Source organism: Ancylobacter sp. VNQ12 (assembly GCF_049445835.1).
Taxonomy (GTDB): Bacteria; Pseudomonadota; Alphaproteobacteria; order Rhizobiales; family Xanthobacteraceae; genus Ancylobacter.
In genome coordinates, this window is sequence record NZ_JBMSDU010000031.1 from 17,023 (window position 1) to 36,668 (window position 19,646).

The 19,646-nt window shown below is 65.5% G+C and carries 17 protein-coding genes and 2 pseudogenes; 4 read left to right on the forward strand and 15 right to left on the reverse strand.

The genetic code is table 11. The annotated features are described in order from the left end of the window. Positions 1-8: 8 nt before the first annotated feature. The 9 genes from nuoF to ACO2RV_RS23555 form a co-directional block, all read right to left on the reverse strand. On the reverse strand, positions 9-1,310 hold the full coding sequence (gene nuoF / locus ACO2RV_RS23515; protein WP_423296640.1) for an NADH-quinone oxidoreductase subunit NuoF: 1,302 nt from the start codon (positions 1,308-1,310) through the stop codon (positions 9-11). A gap of 10 nt (positions 1,311-1,320) precedes the next feature. Next, on the reverse strand, positions 1,321-2,190 hold the full coding sequence (nuoE, locus tag ACO2RV_RS23520) for an NADH-quinone oxidoreductase subunit NuoE (protein WP_423296641.1): 870 nt from the start codon (positions 2,188-2,190) through the stop codon (positions 1,321-1,323). Positions 2,191-2,228: 38 nt separating this feature from the next. Continuing rightward, complete coding sequence (locus ACO2RV_RS23525; RefSeq protein ID WP_423296642.1) at positions 2,229-3,428, reverse strand: NADH-quinone oxidoreductase subunit D; 1,200 nt, start codon at positions 3,426-3,428, stop codon at positions 2,229-2,231. Positions 3,429-3,443: 15 nt separating this feature from the next. Further along, on the reverse strand, positions 3,444-4,058 hold the full coding sequence (locus tag ACO2RV_RS23530; protein WP_423296643.1) for an NADH-quinone oxidoreductase subunit C: 615 nt from the start codon (positions 4,056-4,058) through the stop codon (positions 3,444-3,446). Positions 4,059-4,094: 36 nt separating this feature from the next. After that, positions 4,095-4,673 (reverse strand): NuoB/complex I 20 kDa subunit family protein, encoded by a 579-nt coding sequence (locus ACO2RV_RS23535; protein WP_423296644.1) that lies wholly within the window; start codon positions 4,671-4,673, stop codon positions 4,095-4,097. Then, positions 4,664-5,029, reverse strand: coding sequence for an NADH-quinone oxidoreductase subunit A (locus tag ACO2RV_RS23540; RefSeq protein WP_423296645.1), 366 nt, complete (start codon positions 5,027-5,029; stop codon positions 4,664-4,666). The genes ACO2RV_RS23535 and ACO2RV_RS23540 overlap by 10 nt, the downstream gene beginning before the upstream one ends. A gap of 347 nt (positions 5,030-5,376) precedes the next feature. Next, positions 5,377-6,648, reverse strand: a complete 1,272-nt coding sequence (locus tag ACO2RV_RS23545; protein WP_423296646.1) for a GGDEF domain-containing protein — start codon at positions 6,646-6,648, stop codon at positions 5,377-5,379. Positions 6,649-6,747: 99 nt separating this feature from the next. After that, positions 6,748-8,925, reverse strand: coding sequence for a glucans biosynthesis glucosyltransferase MdoH (gene mdoH / locus ACO2RV_RS23550; protein WP_423296647.1), 2,178 nt, complete (start codon positions 8,923-8,925; stop codon positions 6,748-6,750). Further along, the gene (locus ACO2RV_RS23555) at positions 8,913-10,439 is read right to left on the reverse strand and encodes a glucan biosynthesis protein (RefSeq protein ID WP_423296648.1); all 1,527 of its coding nucleotides are present in this window, start codon (positions 10,437-10,439) and stop codon (positions 8,913-8,915) included. Before ACO2RV_RS23555 ends, mdoH begins: the two co-directional genes overlap by 13 nt. A 166-nt stretch (positions 10,440-10,605) precedes the next feature. Between ACO2RV_RS23555 and ACO2RV_RS23560 the strand changes: the two genes are divergently transcribed. Further along, the gene (locus tag ACO2RV_RS23560) at positions 10,606-10,857 is read left to right on the forward strand and encodes a GlsB/YeaQ/YmgE family stress response membrane protein (protein WP_423296649.1); all 252 of its coding nucleotides are present in this window, start codon (positions 10,606-10,608) and stop codon (positions 10,855-10,857) included. Between the two features lie 124 nt (positions 10,858-10,981). Here the strand turns inward: ACO2RV_RS23560 and lpxD are convergent, their stop codons facing one another. Both lpxD and ACO2RV_RS23570 read right to left on the reverse strand, forming a co-directional pair. Continuing rightward, the gene (gene lpxD / locus ACO2RV_RS23565) at positions 10,982-12,016 is read right to left on the reverse strand and encodes a UDP-3-O-(3-hydroxymyristoyl)glucosamine N-acyltransferase (protein ID WP_423296650.1); all 1,035 of its coding nucleotides are present in this window, start codon (positions 12,014-12,016) and stop codon (positions 10,982-10,984) included. A 263-nt stretch (positions 12,017-12,279) separates the two neighbouring features. Further along, positions 12,280-13,146 (reverse strand): DUF3313 domain-containing protein, encoded by an 867-nt coding sequence (locus ACO2RV_RS23570; RefSeq protein WP_423296651.1) that lies wholly within the window; start codon positions 13,144-13,146, stop codon positions 12,280-12,282. 541 nt (positions 13,147-13,687) lie between these two features. On the opposite strand from ACO2RV_RS23570, the gene ACO2RV_RS23575 reads away from it, so the two are divergent. Together ACO2RV_RS23575 and ACO2RV_RS23580 are read left to right on the forward strand one after the other, a co-directional pair. Continuing rightward, on the forward strand, positions 13,688-14,410 hold the full coding sequence (locus ACO2RV_RS23575; protein ID WP_423296652.1) for a response regulator: 723 nt from the start codon (positions 13,688-13,690) through the stop codon (positions 14,408-14,410). A gap of 2 nt (positions 14,411-14,412) precedes the next feature. Then, complete coding sequence (locus ACO2RV_RS23580) at positions 14,413-15,666, forward strand: ATP-binding protein (protein WP_423296653.1); 1,254 nt, start codon at positions 14,413-14,415, stop codon at positions 15,664-15,666. A 108-nt stretch (positions 15,667-15,774) separates the two neighbouring features. Here the strand turns inward: ACO2RV_RS23580 and ACO2RV_RS23585 are convergent. Next, positions 15,775-17,098 (reverse strand): annotated as a pseudogene (locus ACO2RV_RS23585) (HAMP domain-containing sensor histidine kinase). Then, positions 17,095-17,478 (reverse strand): annotated as a pseudogene (locus tag ACO2RV_RS23590) (winged helix-turn-helix domain-containing protein); the annotation flags it as partial. The pseudogenes ACO2RV_RS23585 and ACO2RV_RS23590, both read right to left, overlap by 4 nt. 41 nt (positions 17,479-17,519) lie before the next feature. Here ACO2RV_RS23590 and ACO2RV_RS23595 point away from each other — a divergent pair. Continuing rightward, entirely contained in the window at positions 17,520-18,467 is a 948-nt protein-coding gene (locus tag ACO2RV_RS23595; protein WP_423296654.1) for a hydroxyacid dehydrogenase, read from the forward strand. Positions 18,468-18,547: 80 nt separating this feature from the next. On the opposite strand, the gene ACO2RV_RS23600 is transcribed toward ACO2RV_RS23595, so the two are convergent. Beyond that, entirely contained in the window at positions 18,548-18,952 is a 405-nt protein-coding gene (locus ACO2RV_RS23600) for a carboxymuconolactone decarboxylase family protein (protein WP_423296655.1), read from the reverse strand. Then, positions 18,888-19,316, reverse strand: coding sequence for a MerR family transcriptional regulator (locus tag ACO2RV_RS23605; RefSeq protein WP_423296656.1), 429 nt, complete (start codon positions 19,314-19,316; stop codon positions 18,888-18,890). Before ACO2RV_RS23605 ends, ACO2RV_RS23600 begins: the two co-directional genes overlap by 65 nt. Positions 19,317-19,646: the final 330 nt, after the last annotated feature.

The window sequence follows — 19,646 nt, forward strand, 5'->3', positions numbered from 1 at the left end:
ATGCTCTCTCACTCCGCCGCGACAGGGACGGGGTCGGAATGCGGGTTCGCCGAATACTGGTCGATCCGCTTCTCGATCTCGGGCCGGAAGTGCCGGATCAGGCCCTGCACCGGCCATGCCGCCGCATCGCCGAGCGCGCAGATGGTGTGCCCTTCGATCTGGGTGGTGACCTGAAGCAACAGGTCGATCTCGCGCTTCTGCGCGCGTCCCTCGACCATGCGGTCCATCACCCGCCACATCCAGCCAGTGCCCTCGCGGCATGGCGTGCACTGGCCGCAGCTCTCATGCCGGAAGAAGTAGGAGATGCGGGCGATCGCCTTGATGATGTCGGTCGACTTGTCCATCACCAGCACGCCGGCGGTGCCGAAGCTGGACTTCGCCGCTCGGCAGCCGTCGAAGTCCATGATCAGGTCGACGCACTGGTCGGCCGGGATGACCGGGCACGATGCGCCGCCGGGAATAATCGCCAGCAGATTGTCCCAGCCGCCGCGTATGCCGCCGCCATGCTTCTCGATCAGTTCCTTGAACGGGATGCCCATCGCCTCTTCGACGATGCACGGCGTGTTCACATGGCCAGAGATGCCATAGAGCTTGGTGCCGACATTGTTCGCCCGGCCGATCGACGAGAACCACGCCGCGCCGCGCCGCAGGATGGTCGGCGCCACGGCAATGGATTCGACGTTGTTGACGGTGGTGGGGCAACCATAAAGGCCGACATTGGCCGGGAAAGGCGGCTTCAGGCGCGGCTGCCCCTTCTTGCCTTCCAGGCTCTCCAGCAATGCGGTTTCCTCACCGCAGATATAGGCGCCGGCGCCATGGTGGACGACGATGTCGAAGTCCCAGCCATGCACGTTGTTCTTGCCGATGAGGCGGGCTTCATAGGCTTGGTCGACCGCCGCCTGCAGGCGCTCGCGCTCCTGGATGAACTCGCCGCGCACATAGATATAAGCGGCGTTCGCGCCCATGGCGAAGCCGGCGATCAGGCAGCCCTCGACCAGATGGTGCGGGTCGTGGCGCAGGATCTCACGGTCCTTGCAGGTACCGGGCTCGGATTCGTCGGCGTTCACCACGAGATAGTGCGGGCGCCCGTCCGACTGCTTCGGCATGAAGGACCACTTCAGCCCGGTCGGGAAGCCGGCTCCGCCGCGCCCGCGCAGGCCGGAGGCCTTCATGTGCTCGATGATCCAGTCGCGACCGGCGTCGATGATGGTCTTGGTGCCGTCCCACGAGCCGCGCTTCAGCGCGCCCTGCAGGCCCCAGTCCTGATAGCCGTAGATATTGGTGAAGATGCGATCCTTGTCGGCAAGCATGGTTCGCTCCTCAATCCGCAGCCTTGCCGCCCGGAGGCGGCGCGACGGGCTTGGCAGGCTTCTCGGCGTCGGCGTTGCCGGCAGCCTTGACGGCTTCGGCCACGGGGGGCTTGGCCGGTGCCGGATCGCTCTTGGGCGGGGCCGGCGGGGCGGCAGCCGCCGCCGCTGGGGCAGGTGCGGCAGGAGCCGCGTCGCCATTGGCACGGGCGGCGATCGCCTCGCGGGCGAGCGCGAGACCCGCGCCGGTGCCCACCACCGAGCCGTCATAGAGCTCCGGCGAGGTCAGCACGCGCAGGCCGGTGACCGGCTCGGAAGACTTGCGGCCGTTCTGCGGGCCGGGCGGCGGCGTCTCGCCGCGCGCGAAAGCGTCGAGGATCTTGTCGAGATCCTCGGGGGTGAGGTCCTCATAGACGTCCTTGAACACCTGGATCATCGGCGCATTGGTGCAGGTGCCGGCGCACTCGACCTCTTCCCAGGAGAAATCCCCGTCCTGCGAGAGATGGAACGGGTCGGCATGAATGCGTCGCTGGCAGACCTTCATGAGGTCGCCGGCGCCCTTCAGCATGCAGGGCGTGGTGCCGCACACTTGGATATGCGCCTTCTTGCCCACCGGCTGCAGTTGGAACTGGGTGTAGAAGGTGGCGACCTCGTATACGCGGATCGGCGCCATGCCGAGCATGTCGCCGACATAACGCATCGCCGGCTCGGAAACCCAGCCGCCCGCCTGTTCCTGCGCACGCATCAGCAGCGGAATCACCGCGCTGGCCTGCCGGCCCGCCGGGTATTTCGCGATGGTCTTCTCGGCCCAGGCGAGATTCTCCGGCGTGAACGCGAAGCTCTCGGGCTGGACCTCTTTTGGCGCAAGCCTACGGACAGACATGCCGTACCCTTCCGATCGAACCGCGACCCCTGCCGGGATCAGCGGTCCACTTCACCGAACACGATGTCCAGCGATCCGAGGATCGCCGAGACGTCCGCGAGCATGTAGCCGCGGCACAGGAAATCCATCGCCTGAAGATGCGCGAAACCGGGCGCGCGGATCTTGCAGCGATAGGGCTTGTTGGTCCCGTCGGCGACGAGATAGACGCCGAACTCGCCCTTCGGGGCTTCCACCGCGGCATAGACCTCGCCGGCGGGAACGTGGAAGCCTTCCGTATAGAGCTTGAAATGGTGGATCAGCGCTTCCATCGAGCGCTTCATCTCGCCCCGCTTGGGCGGGACGACCTTGTTGTCGACGGCAGACACCGGGCCTGCTTCCTTCAGGAGGCGTTCGCAGCACTGGCGCATGATCTGCGCCGACTGCCGCATCTCCTCCATGCGGATGCAGTAGCGATCGTAATTGTCGCAGTTCTTGCCGATCGGAATGTCGAATTCCAGCTCGTCATAGCACTCATAGGGCTGCGCCTTGCGCAGGTCCCACGCCGCGCCCGAGCCGCGCACCATCACGCCGGTGAAGCCCCAAGCGAAGGCGTCTTCCAGGCTGACGATGCCGATATCGACATTGCGCTGCTTGAAGATGCGGTTGTCGGTCAAAAGGCCGTCGAGGTCGTCCATGAAGGCCGGGAAGGTGAGCGTCCAGGCCAGTATGTCCTCGACCAGCGCACGCGGCAGGTCCTGATGGACGCCGCCCGGCCGGAAATAGGCCGCGTGCATGCGCGACCCGGAGGCGCGCTCATAGAACACCATGAGCTTCTCGCGCTCCTCGAAGCCCCATAGCGGCGGCGTGAGCGCGCCGACGTCGAGCGCCTGCGTCGTCACGTTGAGCATGTGGGAGAGGATGCGGCCGATCTCCGAATAGAGCACGCGGATCAGCTGGCCGCGCTTGGGCACCTCGATGCCGAGCAGCCGCTCCACCGCGAGGCAGAAGGCGTGCTCCTGATTCATCGGCGCGACATAGTCGAGCCGGTCGAAATAGGGCACGGCCTGGAGATAAGTCTTGGTCTCGATCAGCTTCTCGGTGCCGCGATGCAGCAGGCCGATATGCGGATCGACCCGTTCGACGATCTCACCGTCCAGCTCAAGAATCAGGCGCAAAACGCCATGCGCCGCAGGATGTTGCGGCCCGAAGTTGATCTGGAAATTGCGGACGTTGGGATCGACCTTGGCGGGTGCGTTCATCTGTGTGCCCTCACCTCAGCCCGCCTTGGGGGCGCTGGCCTTCTCGTCGCCCGGGAGCACGTAGTCCGGCCCCTCCCACGGCGACAGGAAGTCGAAGTTGCGGAATTCCTGCGGGAGCTTCACCGGCTCGTAGACGACGCGCTTGCGCTCGTCGTCGTAGCGAACCTCCACGAAACCCGTGGTCGGGAAGTCCTTGCGCAGCGGATAGCCGTCAAAGCCGTAGTCGGTCAGCAGACGGCGCAGCTCCGGATGGCCGGAGAACAGGATGCCGTACATGTCGAAGGCTTCGCGCTCGAACCAGAAGGCGCCGGCGAAGACCGACGTCGCCGACGGCACCGGCGTGGTCTCGTCGGTCTCCACCTTCACCCGGATGCGCGCGTTCAGGGTCGGCGACAGCAGGTGGTAGACGACATCGAAGCGCCGCTCGCGCTTGGGATAGTCGACGCCGCAAATGTCGATGAAGTTGACGAACTTGCAGGACGGGTCGTCGCGCAGGAAGGTCAGGACCTTGAGCACATCCGGCGCGGCGGCAAGGACAGTGAGCTCACCGAAAGCGACGATCACATCCTCGACCGCGTCCGGCAGCGCTTCCTTCACATGCGCGCCCAGCTCGTTCAGCGTCTCGTCCATGTCTTTCCCGTGTCGGCGTTTCTGTTGAGACAGGCGTCAGCGTTCAATCGTACCGGTGCGGCGGATCTTCTTCTGCAGCAGAAGCACGCCGTAAAGCAGAGCCTCCGCTGTCGGCGGGCAGCCCGGAATATAGATATCCACCGGCACGATGCGGTCACAGCCGCGCACGACCGAGTAGGAATAATGATAATAGCCGCCGCCATTGGCGCAGCTTCCCATGGAGATGACGTAACGCGGCTCCGGCATCTGGTCGTAGACCTTGCGCAGCGCGGGGGCCATCTTGTTGGTCAGCGTGCCAGCGACGATCATCACGTCGGACTGGCGCGGCGAGGCGCGGGGAGCGAAGCCGAAGCGCTCCACGTCATAGCGCGGCATCGAGGTCTGCATCATCTCGACGGCGCAGCAGGCGAGACCGAAGGTCATCCACATCAGCGAGCCGGTACGCGCCCAGTTGATGAGGTCGTCCGTCGCCGTGACGAGAAAGCCCTTGTCAGCGAGTTCGGCGTTCACCTCAAGGAAGAACGGATCGCTGGCGCCGACCGGCTTGCCGGTGTTCGGGTCGATGATTCCCTTGGGCGCGGGCGCGACCAGCGGGCTATTCGCGCTCAATCCCATTCGAGCGCCCCCTTCTTCCACTCATAGACGAAACCGACGGTCAGCACACCGAGGAACACCATCATCGAAAAGAAGCCGAAATTGCCGAGTTCGCCGAAGGTGATGGCCCAGGGGAACAGGAAGGCGACCTCGAGGTCGAAGATGATGAAGAGGATCGACACCAGATAGAATCGGACATCGAACTTCATGCGCGCGTCGTCGAACGCATTGAAGCCGCATTCATAGGCCGACATCTTTTCCGGATCGGGACGGCTGAAGGCGACAAGGAACGGCGCGACCAGAAGCGCCAACCCGATGACGGCCGACACGCCGATGAAAATGACAACGGGCAGATAATCCTGCAGCAAGCTGCTCATGGACGGCATCCTCCCCGGTCAACATACGTCATCGGACGTTGTATCGCAGTTGCGAAATATTCAAAGCACGCGGCAGGCTTATCGCACCGCCATAGCCGAGGCAAGGGCATCCGAAGCCATTCCCTCACGTCTGGTATACTGAATTCACAGATTGCCCGCGACCCGTGTTCGAGCACTTGTGAGCGCGCGGCGCCCCCCGCTGCCGACGCTCCCGAAACGCCCCTTCTCCGCCCGGCCGACACCAGCCGGGCGTGCGCGTTCGGGACGATGATCCTGCCTACGCCATGTCGCCTGCCGCAATTGTGACGGATCGCCTCGGCAGGGAAACCGGGCGGGCCGGACCTGTCTCAAGGAGCGGCATCGGGCAGCTCGCCGGAATCGAAGCGGACGCAGTTCCGCCCGGCGCGCTTGGCAGCATAGAGAGCCCGGTCGGCACGCAGCAGCAGTTCGTCGAGGGGAACTTCGCCGCTCCCCGCACAAGCCCCGCCGACGCTTATGGTAACGGACTGATGGCTCTGCGGCCCGGCCACCGGGGCGTGCGCTATCGCCTGTCGGAGGCGCTCGGCCACCGCCGCCGCCCGCGCCTCGTCCTGCCGGGGCAGCAGTACGGCAAACTCCTCGCCGCCCAGGCGCGCCAGAATATCCCCGGCCCTGAGCGCGCCGCGGCAGCGTGCCGCGATCTCCACCAGCACTGCATCGCCAAAGGCGTGGCCTTGGCGATCATTGACCAGCTTGAAGTGATCAACGTCCAGCAGCAGCGCGGCGAGCGGCTGGTCGGCGCGGACGAGAGTTGTCGCCTGCTGGAAGAAGCTGCGCCGGTTGAGCACGCCGGTCAGGGCATCAGTGTCGGCGAGCAGTTGCAGATCGAGGGCCATCTTGTGGCGATGGGACACGTCGACATAGGTGTGCACGCAGTAGCCGCCGATGCGAAAGCTGTGAGTCTGCAACATCTTGTCGACACCGCTACCGCAGCGGACCTGGAATTCCGAGGTCGAGATGGTACCGTCCCCGGTGGGAGCGTTGGCGAGTTTAGTCGCCCAGTCGAGCTTGGCCGCCTCGCGCACCTGCGGGTCGGGATAGAGCTTGAGCCACCAGTCCTCGATCGCCGCGATTTCCGCCAGCTCGTACTCGAAGACGTCGGTGAATCCACGATTGGCGAACACGCCGACATTGTTCGCGTCCTCGATCAGCAGCGCCACCGGCAGCTGGTTCAGTATGGCGGGAAGCAGCCTGATCCAGTCCCCGCCGATCGCCGTGCCGCAGGGCTCGTGCGCCGTCTCGCTTATCGTCAGCACCCAAAGATCGTCGCTCGCGGGGAGAGCCGGGCTCACCCGCCGCGCACCAACCGTCAGCCGACGCGGCACGTCGGCAATGGCGCAGGCAACGTCAATCGACTCCGGGTCGCCCTTGCCTTCCGACCGCAGGAGCGCGGCGATGGAATCGGCGGCGCTGCCGAACAGCGCGGGAAGCGCCACGGGAAGGGCGGCCCCAGTGCCAAACAGCGTGGCCGCCATCGGGTTCATCGCCACCACCCTGCCGGCACGCACCGCGAGCATCGGCACGGCGACAAGCGACAGCCAGTTCAGCTCGGTAAAGTCCATCATGTGACGTGGAGCCAACGACCCTTTCCAGCAGCCATGTTGCGCGCGAAACGCGGCTCTCGAAAGCCAACATTTGGCACAGGACAACAGGCAAGAACGAGGCCTCCTCGCCTCTCGTCAGTCCCGTGCGCCCGCCCCGTCGCGTGCGGCCAGTTCGAGCAGGCTCTCCAACACCTCGGCATCGCCGAGTGCGGCCGCCTTCTCGCGGGAAGACATCAGGCGCAGCGCTGCCTTCAGGTCCGGCGCGTCGTCGACCTTGGCACGCGCCACCAGCCGCTCCGGGGCATGGTCGCCCGGCAGGCGCCGGCCAAAATCAGGCAGCATGGCGCGATGGGCGGCGAGCAGCTCGGGATCGCCGATGAGCCGCGCGACCGCTTCATCGGCGGCCGGCCTGGCCGCGATCTCGGCGGCGAGCACGTTGGCCCGCACCAGCACGGCCGGCGGGGAGGCCTGTTCCGGCGTGGTCAGCAGCCTGGACCCGGTGAAGCCGGCGCGTACGCTGCTGGTCCACAGCACCAGCGGGATGGCGAGCACGAGCCCGACCACCACCGGCGTCATCCACAGGAACAACGGCAGCGAGATCGCGAGTGCCGCGCCGCCGAGCACCAGTCCGAACAGCGTATGCGGCGCGAAGTGCCGCATCGTCTCGCGCAGGCCGACGCTGCCGTCGCCGCGCCGCTGCGGTTGCCAGCCGCCGTCACGGCCGGCAAGGATACTCGCCACCGACGCGGATTGCGCCAGCATCATGATCGGCGCCGCGAGGCCGGCAATGAGCGTCTCCGTCAGCAGGCTGGCGAAGGCATGCGCACCGCCGCCGAACCCCTGCCGGGTGGTGCGGTCGCGCAGCATGAGCGCATAGCCGATCAGCTTCGGCAGCAGCAGCACCGCCATGGTGCCGACGAACACCCAGGCAGCGCGGACTGGGTCCTGCGCCGGCCATGAGGGAAACAGCGAGAATTCGGAGGGGAAATAGTCCGGCGGCACGAAACGCGCCTGCAGCGCGGTGAGTAGCCCGGCCAGCAGCATGATCAGCCAGAGAGGGGCGGTGATGTAGGAGCCGATGCCGGTGAGCAGATGCAACCGGCTTACCGGATGCAGCCCCCGCCCCGGCAGCACCGCGGCATGTTGCAGGTTGCCCTGGCACCAGCGCCGGTCGCGCACCGCCAGATCCGTGAGCGAGGGCGGCCCCTCCTCGTAGGAGCCTTCGAGCCACGGCACCATGTGCACCGCCCAGCCGCCCCGGCGGATCAACGCCGCCTCGACGAAGTCATGGCTGAGGATGTGCCCGCCGAACGGTTTGCGGCCCTTCAGATGCGGGAGGCCGGCGCAGCCGGCGAAGGCACGGGTGCGGATGATAGCGTTGTGGCCCCAATAGTTGCTGTCCGGGCCGTGCCACCAGGCCAGCCCCTGCGCCAGCAGCGGGCCGTAGAGCCGCCCGGCGAATTGCTGCATCCGCGCGAAAAGCGTCCGCCCGCCGACGATCATCGGCAGGGTCTGGATCAGCCCGACATGCGGGTTCAACTCCATCGCGCCGGCGATGCGCACGATGCAGTCCCCCGTCATCACGCTGTCGGCGTCGAGCACCAGCATGTTGTCATAGGCGCCGCCGAAGCGGGTCACCCAGTCGGCGATGTTGCCGGCCTTACGGTCTGTGTTGCGGGCACGCCGGCGGTAGAACAGCCGCGCGCCGCCCCCGAGCCGAGCGCGGAGGGCGAGGAACTCGGCCTCCTCCGCCACCCAGAAGTCCGCGTCCGTGGTGTCGCTGAGGATGAAGAAATCGAACGCCGCGATGGCCCCGGTCCCGGCGAGTGATTCATAGGTCGCCTGCAACCCGGCGAACACGCGTGCCGGCGCCTCGTTATAGGTCGGCATCAATATGGCGGTGCGCGTCGACAAGGGCGGCAAGGGCGCCGCGGGGTCGATGCCGAGTTCGCCGCCACGGCGGTGGCGCAGCATGGCGAGCGCGCCGCCGAGCGCGTTGGTAAAGGAGAAGCCGATCCAGGCGAACAGGATGACGAACAGGCCCAGCGTGATGCCTTCGAGCACCGTCAGTCCGCCGACATTGAGGACGAGGTACATCTGGTAGGCGGCGAAGAGCGTGAGCAATCCGGCGCCGCCGATGACGAAGCCGCGCCGCGCCAACAGCACCGCGCGCGGTCCCGGCGGAAGCGCAACCCTCCCCCCTCTTGCCAGCGATTGCACCGGCATGGCGAGCGGCGCCTCGTCCGGCAGGGCCGGCAGGACAACGCGCGGGCCCGCCTCCTCCCTGTGGGCCGAGGCGGCTACTCCGTCCATCGGTAGACCCAGCTCTCGGCCAGCCGCTCGTCGCCCTTGACGAAATCGGCCCGCAGCTCGGCGCTGTCGGCCCCCTTCGGCTCGAAGGCGAAGGAGATGCGCCAGCCCTCGATGTCCGGGTTGGGCTGGAGCACGATGTTGGAGACCGTGCCCTCGCTCGCGTTCACCTGGGCGGCGAGCCCTTCCGGAGACAGCCCCTTCACCTTGTCGCCGACCACGTCGAGCACGAACAGCCGGCGCTCCGCCGTGCCGCCGACGCGGGTGGCGCCGAAGCGGCCGATCTCGGCGCGGTCCGGCCCATCCCATGTCCAGTGCAGCCGGTAGGTGTAGTTGTATTCGCGGCCCTTGCGCAGCGGTTCGCGCGGGCGCCAGAAGGTGACGATGTTGTCGTGCACCTCCTCCGGCGTGGGAATCTCGACCAGCACCACGGCGCCGTCGCCCCAGTCGCCGATCGGCTCGACCCACACGCTCGGCCGGCGTTCATAGCGCGCTTCGAGGTCCTGATAGTCGAAGAAGGAACGCTGGCGCTGCATCAGCCCGAAGCCGCGTATGTTGCTCAGGGCGAAGGAGGAGATCTGCAACCGCAACGGATTGCTCAGCGGCCGCCACAACCGCTCCCCGGTGCCGGAGAGGATGGCGAGCCCGTTGGCGTCGCCCACCATCGGCCGGAAGTCGTCGATGCCGTTACGGTCATTGGGGCCGAACATGAACATGCTGGTCAGCGAGGCGAGGCCCGCCTGGTCGACGTCGGCGCGCGGATAAAGCGTCATCTCCACCGTCATCACCGTCGCCTCACCCGGCCGGATGGTGAAGCGATGCGCGGCGGCGGCGCTCGGGCTGTCGAGCAAGGCATGCACCACGATGGAATCCGCGCCCGGCCGCGGCTGCTCGATCCAGAACGCCTTGAAGACCGGGAACTCCTCGCCGCCCGCATCGCCGGTCTTGATCGACAGTCCGCGTGCCGAGGTGCCGTAGACATGGCCCTTGCCGACGGCGCGGAAATAGCTCGCGCCCTGGAACACCGCGACCTCGTCGAAATAATCGGGGCGGTTGATCGGGCTGTGCAGGCGAAAGCCGGAAAAGCCGAGGTCGAGCTTGGGGTCCGGCGCCTTCAGCCCGTGGTCGAAACGGAACATGTCCTGTGCATAGGCGAGCTTGCGCACCTGTCCGTCGGTGACGATGGAAATATCGACCCGGTCGCGGAACAGGAAGCCGCGATGCAGCAGCTGCGCCTCGAACGCCGTCCCGCTCCCCCGCCACAGCGAGCGGTCGGTGTTGAAGCGGATATTGCGGTAGTCGTCATAGCTCAGCTGATCCAGCTCGGCGGGAAGCTGGCGGTCGTTCTGCGCATAGGGTTTGGCTGCCAGTTCCTTGGCGAGCTGGCGAACCGTCTGCGCATCGAACGACGTCGCCTTGTCCTGCTGCGCCTCGGCCGGACCGATTGGAAACGGAAGCTGCAAGACCGCCAGGACCGGCAGGAGCACGGATCCCAGCAACACATCTCGACGGTGCATTCTCACCTCGCTGTCCAGGCGCTGCGCATGCGGCATCGCGGCACTGCAACAAGCCGTGAGCGATAATCCGGTTCCGTGCCGGATCGCCGCAGCCAGTGGAACATCGGGACCACTCGCCGCGTTTCTTACCGCCGCCAGATGAGGCGGGGGCTCCTGGGAGACGGACATGGAAGACGCACAGATCGGGTGGATTGCCGCCCTCATCATCGGTGGGCTGGCGGGGTGGATCGCCTCGGGCATCATGAAGACCGGCACCGGCATCTTCATTAACATCATCCTCGGCATCATCGGCGCCGCGGTGGCAAGCTTCCTCTTCAGCTTCATTGGCATCGGCTTCGGCGGCTGGCTCGGCTACCTCGTCGCCGGAATTCTCGGCGCCTGTATCCTCATCTGGCTGGTGCGGGCGATACGCAGCTGAAGTCCGTCAGATCGGCGCGACTGTCGAATAAGCCGGTGAGGTTCGGCGGCGCCTCACCGGCGGGTTCGCCTCGCCGGCATCGCTGCCGAACGACATCTCGGTGAGCGGTCGGCAGCAGCGGAGTTCAAGCGCCGGTGCGATGCTTCGCCAGCCTCTTGAGGGTGGTCTGTTCGCGGAACCACTCACGGAGAGGCTTGGCGGGCATTCCACCCCAGATTTCGCCAGCCGGAACGTCCTTCATGAGCCGGGAGGCCGCGGCAAGCTGAGCGCCCCGGCCGATGCGTAAATGGCCTGCAATGGCGCTTTGGCCGCCCACCGCGACGTAGTCCTCCAGGACCGTCGAGCCGGCGATCCCGACCTGCGCGGTGATCACGCAATGACGCCCGATCCGCACGTTGTGGGCAACCTGCACGAGGTTGTCGATCTTCGTCCCGTCTTCGATGACGGTGTCGCGCCCGCTGCCGCGATCGACCGTGGTGTTCGCGCCGATCTCGACATCGTTTCCGATCACGACACGGCCAAGCTGCGGCACCTTCACATGGCCTGACGCGCTCATCGCGAACCCGAAGCCGTCCTGTCCGATGCGCGCGCCGGGATGAACGATCGTCCGATCGGCCATGTGGCAGTGGGTGATGGTGACGCCGGCGCCGATGGAGCAGTTGCGGCCGATCACCACGTCCGAACCCAGCACCACATGGGCGCCAAGCGTCGTGCCGTCGCCGACGATGACCCGCTCTCCGATGACGGCCCCGGGATCCATCACGACGCCGACACCGATCTGAGCGCTGGGATGCACGAAACATCCAGACGTGACACCGGCCCGGCCGAGGACAGACTGGGGCCGCAGCGCATCGGGGTGCAGCCTGGCGAGCAGCGTGGCGTATGTCACATGGGGATTTCGGACCACGATGGCCACGGTGCCCGACGGGACCATGTGGGCGAAGCGCTCGGTGACGACGCACGCACCCGCCAGGGTCGCACGCAGGGATTCCGCGTAACGCGCATGATCCATGTAGGCCACGTGCCAGGACTCGGCGGTCTCCAGGCTGGCGCCGCCGCGCAGGCGCGCGCCGGGATCGGCGGATGCCGGAAGCGACGCCCCCACCTCTTTCGCGAGTTCGGCCAAAGCTATTCCGCTCATAGCGGGTGCCTGGATCATGATCAGCTTCTCTTCATGCCATTGCTGGAGATGTCGGATTGATGAAGATCGGCCGGCCTGCGGGGGCGGATAGCAGGCCGGCCGTCTCACCGCGGGTCCGCATGCGGACGACGCAGTCCCTGAAACCGGATGTGAAAGCGACGGGGCGGGCCGGACAGCCTCGGGCAGGCGTCCGCCTCCGGCACGCGTCGGATGGTCAGCCGCGCGAGATGAGAGGGCGCGGGCAACGTGCCGCGCGGGGACAGTTGAAAAACGGCACAGACCTACTGCGCCGTCGCGACTGGCGCGGCCTCTGCCGGCGCCGCCGGCTTGGCGCCCTTGTCGGTCCATTCGGGTGGCAATCCAAGCTGGCTCCCGACCACGCCGGCCACGCCGGGATAGCGGCCATATTGCTCGCAGGCCGCGTATTTGGGCGGCAGGCCCATGGCCGAATTGATCTTCTGCCAGGACGGCAGATCGATACCTGAACTGCCGAATGGGCTCGTGCCCTTGACGACCAGGTGGCCGAAATCCTCACCAAAGGCGTCGGCGAGTTCATAGGCGTCGCTCGCCTTTGATGCGCGTGGCGAACTGAAGAACGCGTTCGCCCCCCTGGCCCAAAGCATGGATGCCTGCTGTTGCCCCGAAGGATCGACGGCTTCGGCTTCCATCGACAGATTGCCCATGCCGATCGGTATGCGCGGCGTCGGAACCGGGACGCCCATATCCACGAAATTCATGCCGATCGACGTGGCGGCCGAGATGCCTGCCGCAACCTCGTCGGTCTCCGTCGCCTGGGTGACTGTCGCCCGCACGGTCAGATCCGCGGGCTCGTCCCACGACACGATCTTGAAGCGATCGCTGAGACTGACGCAAAGTCCGCGATCGACGCTGTTCGCGATAAGAGCCCTCTGCTGGCGCGTCAGCTTCGGTGCGATGTTGGAGGGGAAGGTGGTCGGAACGATCTTGGCCGTCTTGGCGGCCAGTACCTGCTCCTTGTTCACATTGATGCGTGATTTCGTTATCAGCCCGTCCGAAGGCTTCATTTCGTCGTAGGACGACAATCCGATGCCCTGCACGAGCGGCGCTGGCGCGCAGCCGATCAGCAATCCGGTCATGGCCAGCAGGCCGGTATTACGCAGCGGTCGCATCGGACGCTCCCAGCCTGCCTGAAGCCGCCTGGCCGACGACCCTTCCGGATTTCCAATGCGGCAGGTCGAATGCCAGCGCGCCTCTCCTGGACAGCAGTCCGAGTGCGGCGCGTACGGCGTTCAAGATCAGGACCGCCACGGGCGCAGAGAATCCGGCGCCATCCCCTGAATACTTCCACCACCAGGAGGATACGTTTGTATCGATCGAAATTCGGCTCATCGTTAGACGAATTCTGGGAAATTTATCCCACTGAACGCGCCTGTTAATACGAGATATATTAACGACATTCTCGACAACAACGCTCATAAAGCGCCTCCAGACACCGAAACGTGCCAACCTGCATTGCACATCGATATAATTATTCTATGTTGTGGAGTAAAATCTGACCTAAAATGTCTGAATGCGTCTACCAACCCCATTTTGATGTCGAAATATGTCTGGCGGTGGCCCAGACGGCGCTCGACACAGAAAAGCTCCCACTGCCCGCTACGGCATGGCGCGAACGCAGCCCCGCCAACAAACGTCCGTTCACGATCGGTCATGAGCACGCCAGCGCCGCAAATCCTCGTTGCCGATGATGACAGCGAAATCCGCAAGCTCCTCGCCCGCTATATGCGCGAGCAGGGCTTTCGCGTTCTGCTCGCATCGAGCCGCGCGGAAATTCTCGACAGGATGGGCAGCCATCAGATCGATCTCATCGTCCTCGATGTCATGCTGCCCGACGGGTCCGGACTGGACCTTTGCCGCGACCTGCGGGCGGCGCGGTCGAACATTCCAATCATATTGCTCACCGCACTGCAGGAGGACGTCGATCGGATCATCGGCCTTGAAATCGGCGCCGATGACTATCTCGGCAAACCCTTCAATCCGCGCGAGCTTGCCGCCCGGATCCGCGCCGTGCTTCGTCGGGGCGTGAATTCGCGCCCGACCCCCAGCCGCACGGGCGGCTACCAGTTTGAGGACTATGTCGTCGACCCGTCGTTCCGCACCGTGACGGACGCCAACGGCAGCACCGTTCCGCTTACCGGGGCCGAATTCGACCTTCTGTTGATCTTCCTGGACCGTCCGGGCCGCGTGCTCTCGCGCGAACAGCTGCTCGATCTCACGCGCCGGCGAGGTGGCGATGTGCTGGACCGGTCGATCGACGTTCTGGTCAGCCGATTGCGACGCAAGTTGCCCATTGATGGTTCGGCTCAGATCTTCAAAGCGATTCGCAATGGCGGGTATCAACTCGCCGCCAGGGTCAGCGCCTTGGACAAGTAGAAATGCAAACGCTTCGCGCCAAATTCGCCTTGCTGCTCGTGACCTCGATCGTCGCCGTGGTGGCGCTGATCACGCTCGCGATGATGTATGCCTTCAGGCCGTCTACCGAGGCTGTCGCGAACAAATTCGCCAGGCAGCTCATCATCATGGAGCACCTTGCGCGGCAGAACCCCGAGGCGGAATTCCTGTCCCCCCACCCCGACGCAGGTGCACCAGACAGGGATCAGACCGAATTGGTGCGCTCTGCCACAGCGCGACTGGGGACGCCCCTCGACGTCACCGTGACGCACAACACCGCCGACGGCCTGTTTCGCACGGCTTCGGTGCGCATTGGGCCCGACAGCTGGCTCACGGTGGACTTCGATCCTCCCTCCGATCCCCAATTGTGGGGGTGGTTCGCATTGATCACGATCAGCATCGGATCGATCGCGGTATTCGCGGCCAATCGCATGAGCAAGCCGCTGGCGCTGCTTGAGAGCGCCGTGGAACAGGTCAACCCGGACGGGATTCTCCCGGCGCTTGCCGAACGAGGGCCCGCGGAAGTGCGCGCGACCGCTGCCGCTATCAATTCTCTTTCCGCTCGCTTGAAACAGGCCATTGAAAGCCGGATGCGGCTTGTCGCGGCCGCCGGTCACGACCTTCGCACGCCCCTGACCCGCATGAGGCTGCGTGCGGAGTTCGTCTCCGACGACGAGGAGCGCGCGCTATGGCTCCGGGACATCGACGAGTTGCAGCGCATTGCCCACAGCGCCATCCAGCTGGTTCACGAGGAAACCAAGAAGACACCGCCCGAAATCATCCGGCTGGACGAACTGGCCAGAAGCGTCGCCGCGGAGCTACGGGAGCATGACCTTGCGATCGAGGTGACCGGCAGCACCGAGGTGCATGTGAAAGCCAGTCGATTGCCCTTGAGCCGCGCGCTGCGCAATCTCTTCATAAATGCGGCGACCCACGGCGTGTGCGGCACCGTGATCGTGACGGGTGGAGCGACGGCGCAGGTCACGATTTCCGATCGCGGTCCGGGCATCGAGCCGGACGTGATGGACCAGGTGTTCGAGCCGTTCTTTCGTGCCGACAGGGCGCGCAGCCAGAACATCCCCGGCGCCGGGCTGGGCCTGACGATCTCCCGCGAGATCATCCGCAAGGCCGGCGGGGATATCACGATAGCCAATCGGCCGGGCGGCGGCCTGGTTCAAGTCGTCGAGTTGCCTGTCATCGCTCCTGACTCCGGCCCCCTCCTGCCGACGAGCGGATAGGCGTCCGTCGACGGAAGAGTGAACGCCGACGATCGGCGACGTCTTTCCTGGCCTTGCTCCTACGATGCGTTGGATGGTCCTCGCCGCGCTCAGCCGCGGACGGGCGCGTCAGCCGAGCCGGAGAGTCGCCGCGAGCCCACCTTCCGGGCGATTGGCGAGGGTCAGCCTGCCGCCAATCGCCTGCGCCAATTGCTGCGCGATCGCGAGGCCTAGGCCTGTTCCGGCGGAATCGCGGTTTCGGGACTGTTCGAGGCGGTAGAAAGGCTGCATCACCGCGTCGATCTTGTCCGGGGGAATTCCGGGGCCCTCATCCAGCACGGCGATGGAGATGATTCCGTCAGGGGTGCGGCGCACGTCGATCTGCGCCTCGCCACCGAAACTCAGCGCATTGTCGACCAGATTGGTCAGGATGCGGCGCAGCGCGTGCGGCCTGGTCGTTGTCACGAAATCGGCCCGATCGGCAACACGCACCGGCTTACCCGTGTCCTGATAGTCGAGGGCGAGGCTCTCGATGAAAGAGCCGAGATCTATGCGGGTCGGCTTTTCCTGATTGCCGTGGGCGCTGCGGGCATAGGCGACGCCTTCGCGCACCAGCCGTTCGATCTCCGAGAGGTCGGCGACGAGTTTGTGCTTCTCCGGGCTTTCCTCCGCTATCTCCGCGCGCAGTTTCATGCGGGTGATGGGCGTCTGGAGATCATGCGAAATGGCGGCGAGGATCTGCACGCGCTCCTGCAAGTAATGAGCGATCCGGTCATGCATCGCGTTGAAAGCACGGGCGGCATGGGCAACCTCATGCGGCCCGCCCTCTTCCAGCCGCCCGGCGTCGCGACCGGGATCCAGGGTCTCGGCGGCGTTGGCGAGGCGCCGCAGCGGCCGGATCGCGAGGCGGACGGCGAACCATGTGCAGAGGATGAGCAGAACGAGCTGGAGCGCGAGCACATAGGGCAGCCAGCTCGCCAGCGGCATGAGACGCGGCAATATGTCGATTGTCACTACCGAACCGTCACCCAGTGTCACATGGGCCTGCAGATGCTCCCGTCCCTCGCCCGGAAGGCTGTCGACACGCACCGGAAAGCGGCTTCCGGCCGCCGCGTTGATCGTCCGTGCGATCTCGGCCGCGCACGCACTCAGTTCCGGCACACCGGGCAAACCCGGGCCGAGCTAATAGTGGTAGTTCCTTCGTGCCAGAACCGGCAGCCGTGCCTCGCGCTCATCGGCAGGCAGCCGATCGAGCAGGGCGATGGAGGGTGGCAACGTCGTATTCGAGCGACGTCAGCATCGTCGCCGTGGCGCTGGTCGTGCGCTCATAGAACAGCGCGGCGAAGGAGAGCACATGCGCCGCCGCAAGGCCGGCGAACAGGATGAGGAACAGCCGCCAGCGCAGGGTACGCGGCAAATGCAGCCGCGCGCGCAGCGGGGTGGTGCCGTTCATTGTCGTGCCTGCGTAATCTCGACCGGCATCGCCAGTACATAGCCCTCGCTGCGCACGGTCTTGATATAGGCCGGCTCGCGCGCGTCGTCGCGCAGGCGCTGGCGCACGCGGCTCACAAGAAGGTCGATGGAGCGCTCGAACAGTTCCGCCTCCCGGCCTTGCGTCAGGTTCAGCAACTGGTCACGGGACAGCACGCGCTGGGGGTGATCGAGGAATACGCGCAGCAGCCGGTACTCGGCACCGCTCAATGCGACCGCCGTGCCCTCGCGGTCCAGAAGATGGCGTGCCACGGTGTCGAGCTGCCAGGCGCCGAAGGTCAGCAACTGCCCGGCCTCGGTCACCTGCAGGTTCGGCGGCAACATGCGGGCGCGGCGCAGGATCTCGAAGGCCAACGCCGAAGCCCTGTCCTGAGGAGCCGATCATGAGCCTCACCGTCGTCAGCCTCGGTGGCCCCGTCGCGCCGGAAGGCGAGGACATGCTGCGTGCAGCGGGCATCGCCTCCCTTGCGACCGCGCCTTACCCTTCCAGGGAAGAAGTGATCGAACTACTGTCCTTCCGCCAACCCGATGCGCTCATCGTCCGTCTCGTCGAACGCATCGACGAGACTGTTCTGCGCGCGTCGCCGAGGTTGAGACTGGTGCACAAGCATGGCGCCGGCACCAACGACATCGACGTGGCGGCGGCGACGGCGCTCGGGATCCCGGTGGCGGCAGCGGTCGGTGCGAACGCGCATTCGGTGGCAGAACATGCGTTCGCACTCATGTTTGCACTGATCAAGGACCTGCGCGCGCAGGACGCCTTCGTGCGCGGGGGCGGCTGGGCCAAGAAGACCTATCAGGGTCATGAACTACGCGGACGCATCCTCGGACTGGTCGGCATGGGCCTTATCGGCCGCAACCTCGCCCGCATGGCCAGCGCCGTCGGCATGCAGGTGGAAGCTTACGATCCCTATGCGCCGGATGCCGCCTTCGGCGCCGACCTCGACGATATGCTGGCCCGCGCGGACGTCATCAGCCTGCATTGCCCCCTGACCGACCAGACGCGCAATCTGATCAATGCTCGCACGCTGGGTCTCATGAAACCCACCGCGCTCCTCATCAACACCGCGCGTGGGGAGGTCATTGACGAGCCTGCGCTGTGCCAGGCGTTGCAGGTCGGCACCATTGCCGGCGCCGGGCTCGACACCTTCTCGCCCGAACCGCCTGCCCCCGACAACCCGCTCTGGCAGCTCGGCAACGTTGTGCTGTCGCCGCATATCGGCGGAGTGACGGAGGAGGCGCGCCGCGAGGTGTCGCTCATCACCTGTGGCAATGTCATCTCGCTGCTCAAGGGCGAGACCATCGAGCCCCGCTTCCTCGTTCGCGGTTAGATGCCGAAGTCGAGACCAGGATCGGACAACAGTGCGGCCAATGGCGATGAGGCGAAGTCACCTCATCATGCCGCGCTCTCTTATTCCGTCGCGTGAATGTGCGCGAATACTTCCTTGGCGGCGAACAGCCCGTTGAGCGCGGCCGGGAAGCCGGCATAGACCGCCATCTGCATGATGATCTCGGTGATTTCGTCGCGGGACAGCCCGACATTCAGGCCCGCCTCGATATGCACCTTCAATTGCGGAGCCGCGTTGCCCATGGCCGTCAGCGCGGCGATGGTCGCAATCTCGCGGGCGCGCAGGTCGAGGCCGGGGCGGCTATAGATATCGCCGAACGGAAATTCGATCACGTAAGTTGCGAAGTCCGGCGCGATATCCGCGAGAGAGGCGACAACCTTCTCGCCGGCCTGGCCGTCGATCTCAGCGAGCGCGCGCCGCCCGCGTTCCAGCCGGCTTTCGCGGACGTTCTGGTAGTGTTGCGTCATAGTCCTTCATCCTCTGATCCTGGCCGGCGTAGCCGGCGATCTTGGTGTCGAGGACAAGAAGTGAGGCTTGCAATTCGACTACATGGGCACGGACGCGCGCGCGATGCTGTTCCAGAATTTCGCGTCGCTGGGTCTCCGTCCCGACGCCGCTCTCCCGCAAGGCTGCATAACGCAGCATGTCGCGGATCGGCATCCCGGTCGTTTTCAGGCGCCCGAGAAACTCGATCCAGATCAGGATGGATGCGTCGTAGTCCCGTTGGCTCGATTGGTTCCTGTCGGCATAGGGAAGCAAGCCGATCCGCTCGTAGTAACGGATGGTATGGGCCGACAGTCCCGAACGTTTCGCCAGTTCACCAATCTTCATGAGCGCCTGTTCTCATCACGACGCAGTAACAGTTACGAGTTTGAGTGCGCTCTAAGTCAAGGGCATTTCTCCACGAGGAAGGAAGGTCCGGGACAGCGAATTCCCGCTCCACCCCTGCCACGACAGAAGGGTGGCATCCACTTGCCGGACATCGAGGCTCCGACACCGCCCCACCTGATGATCTGCCGCCGGGGGCAAATGGTAACGCGACATTGCGCGCGTGCGCATCGTGATGGATTTCATCAGCGGGCTCTTTCAGGCCCACCGTAGCCATTTCAACGCTTGACGCCTGTCTCAGGCAGGGCCACGGGGGTGGAACTTCGCCGGTAA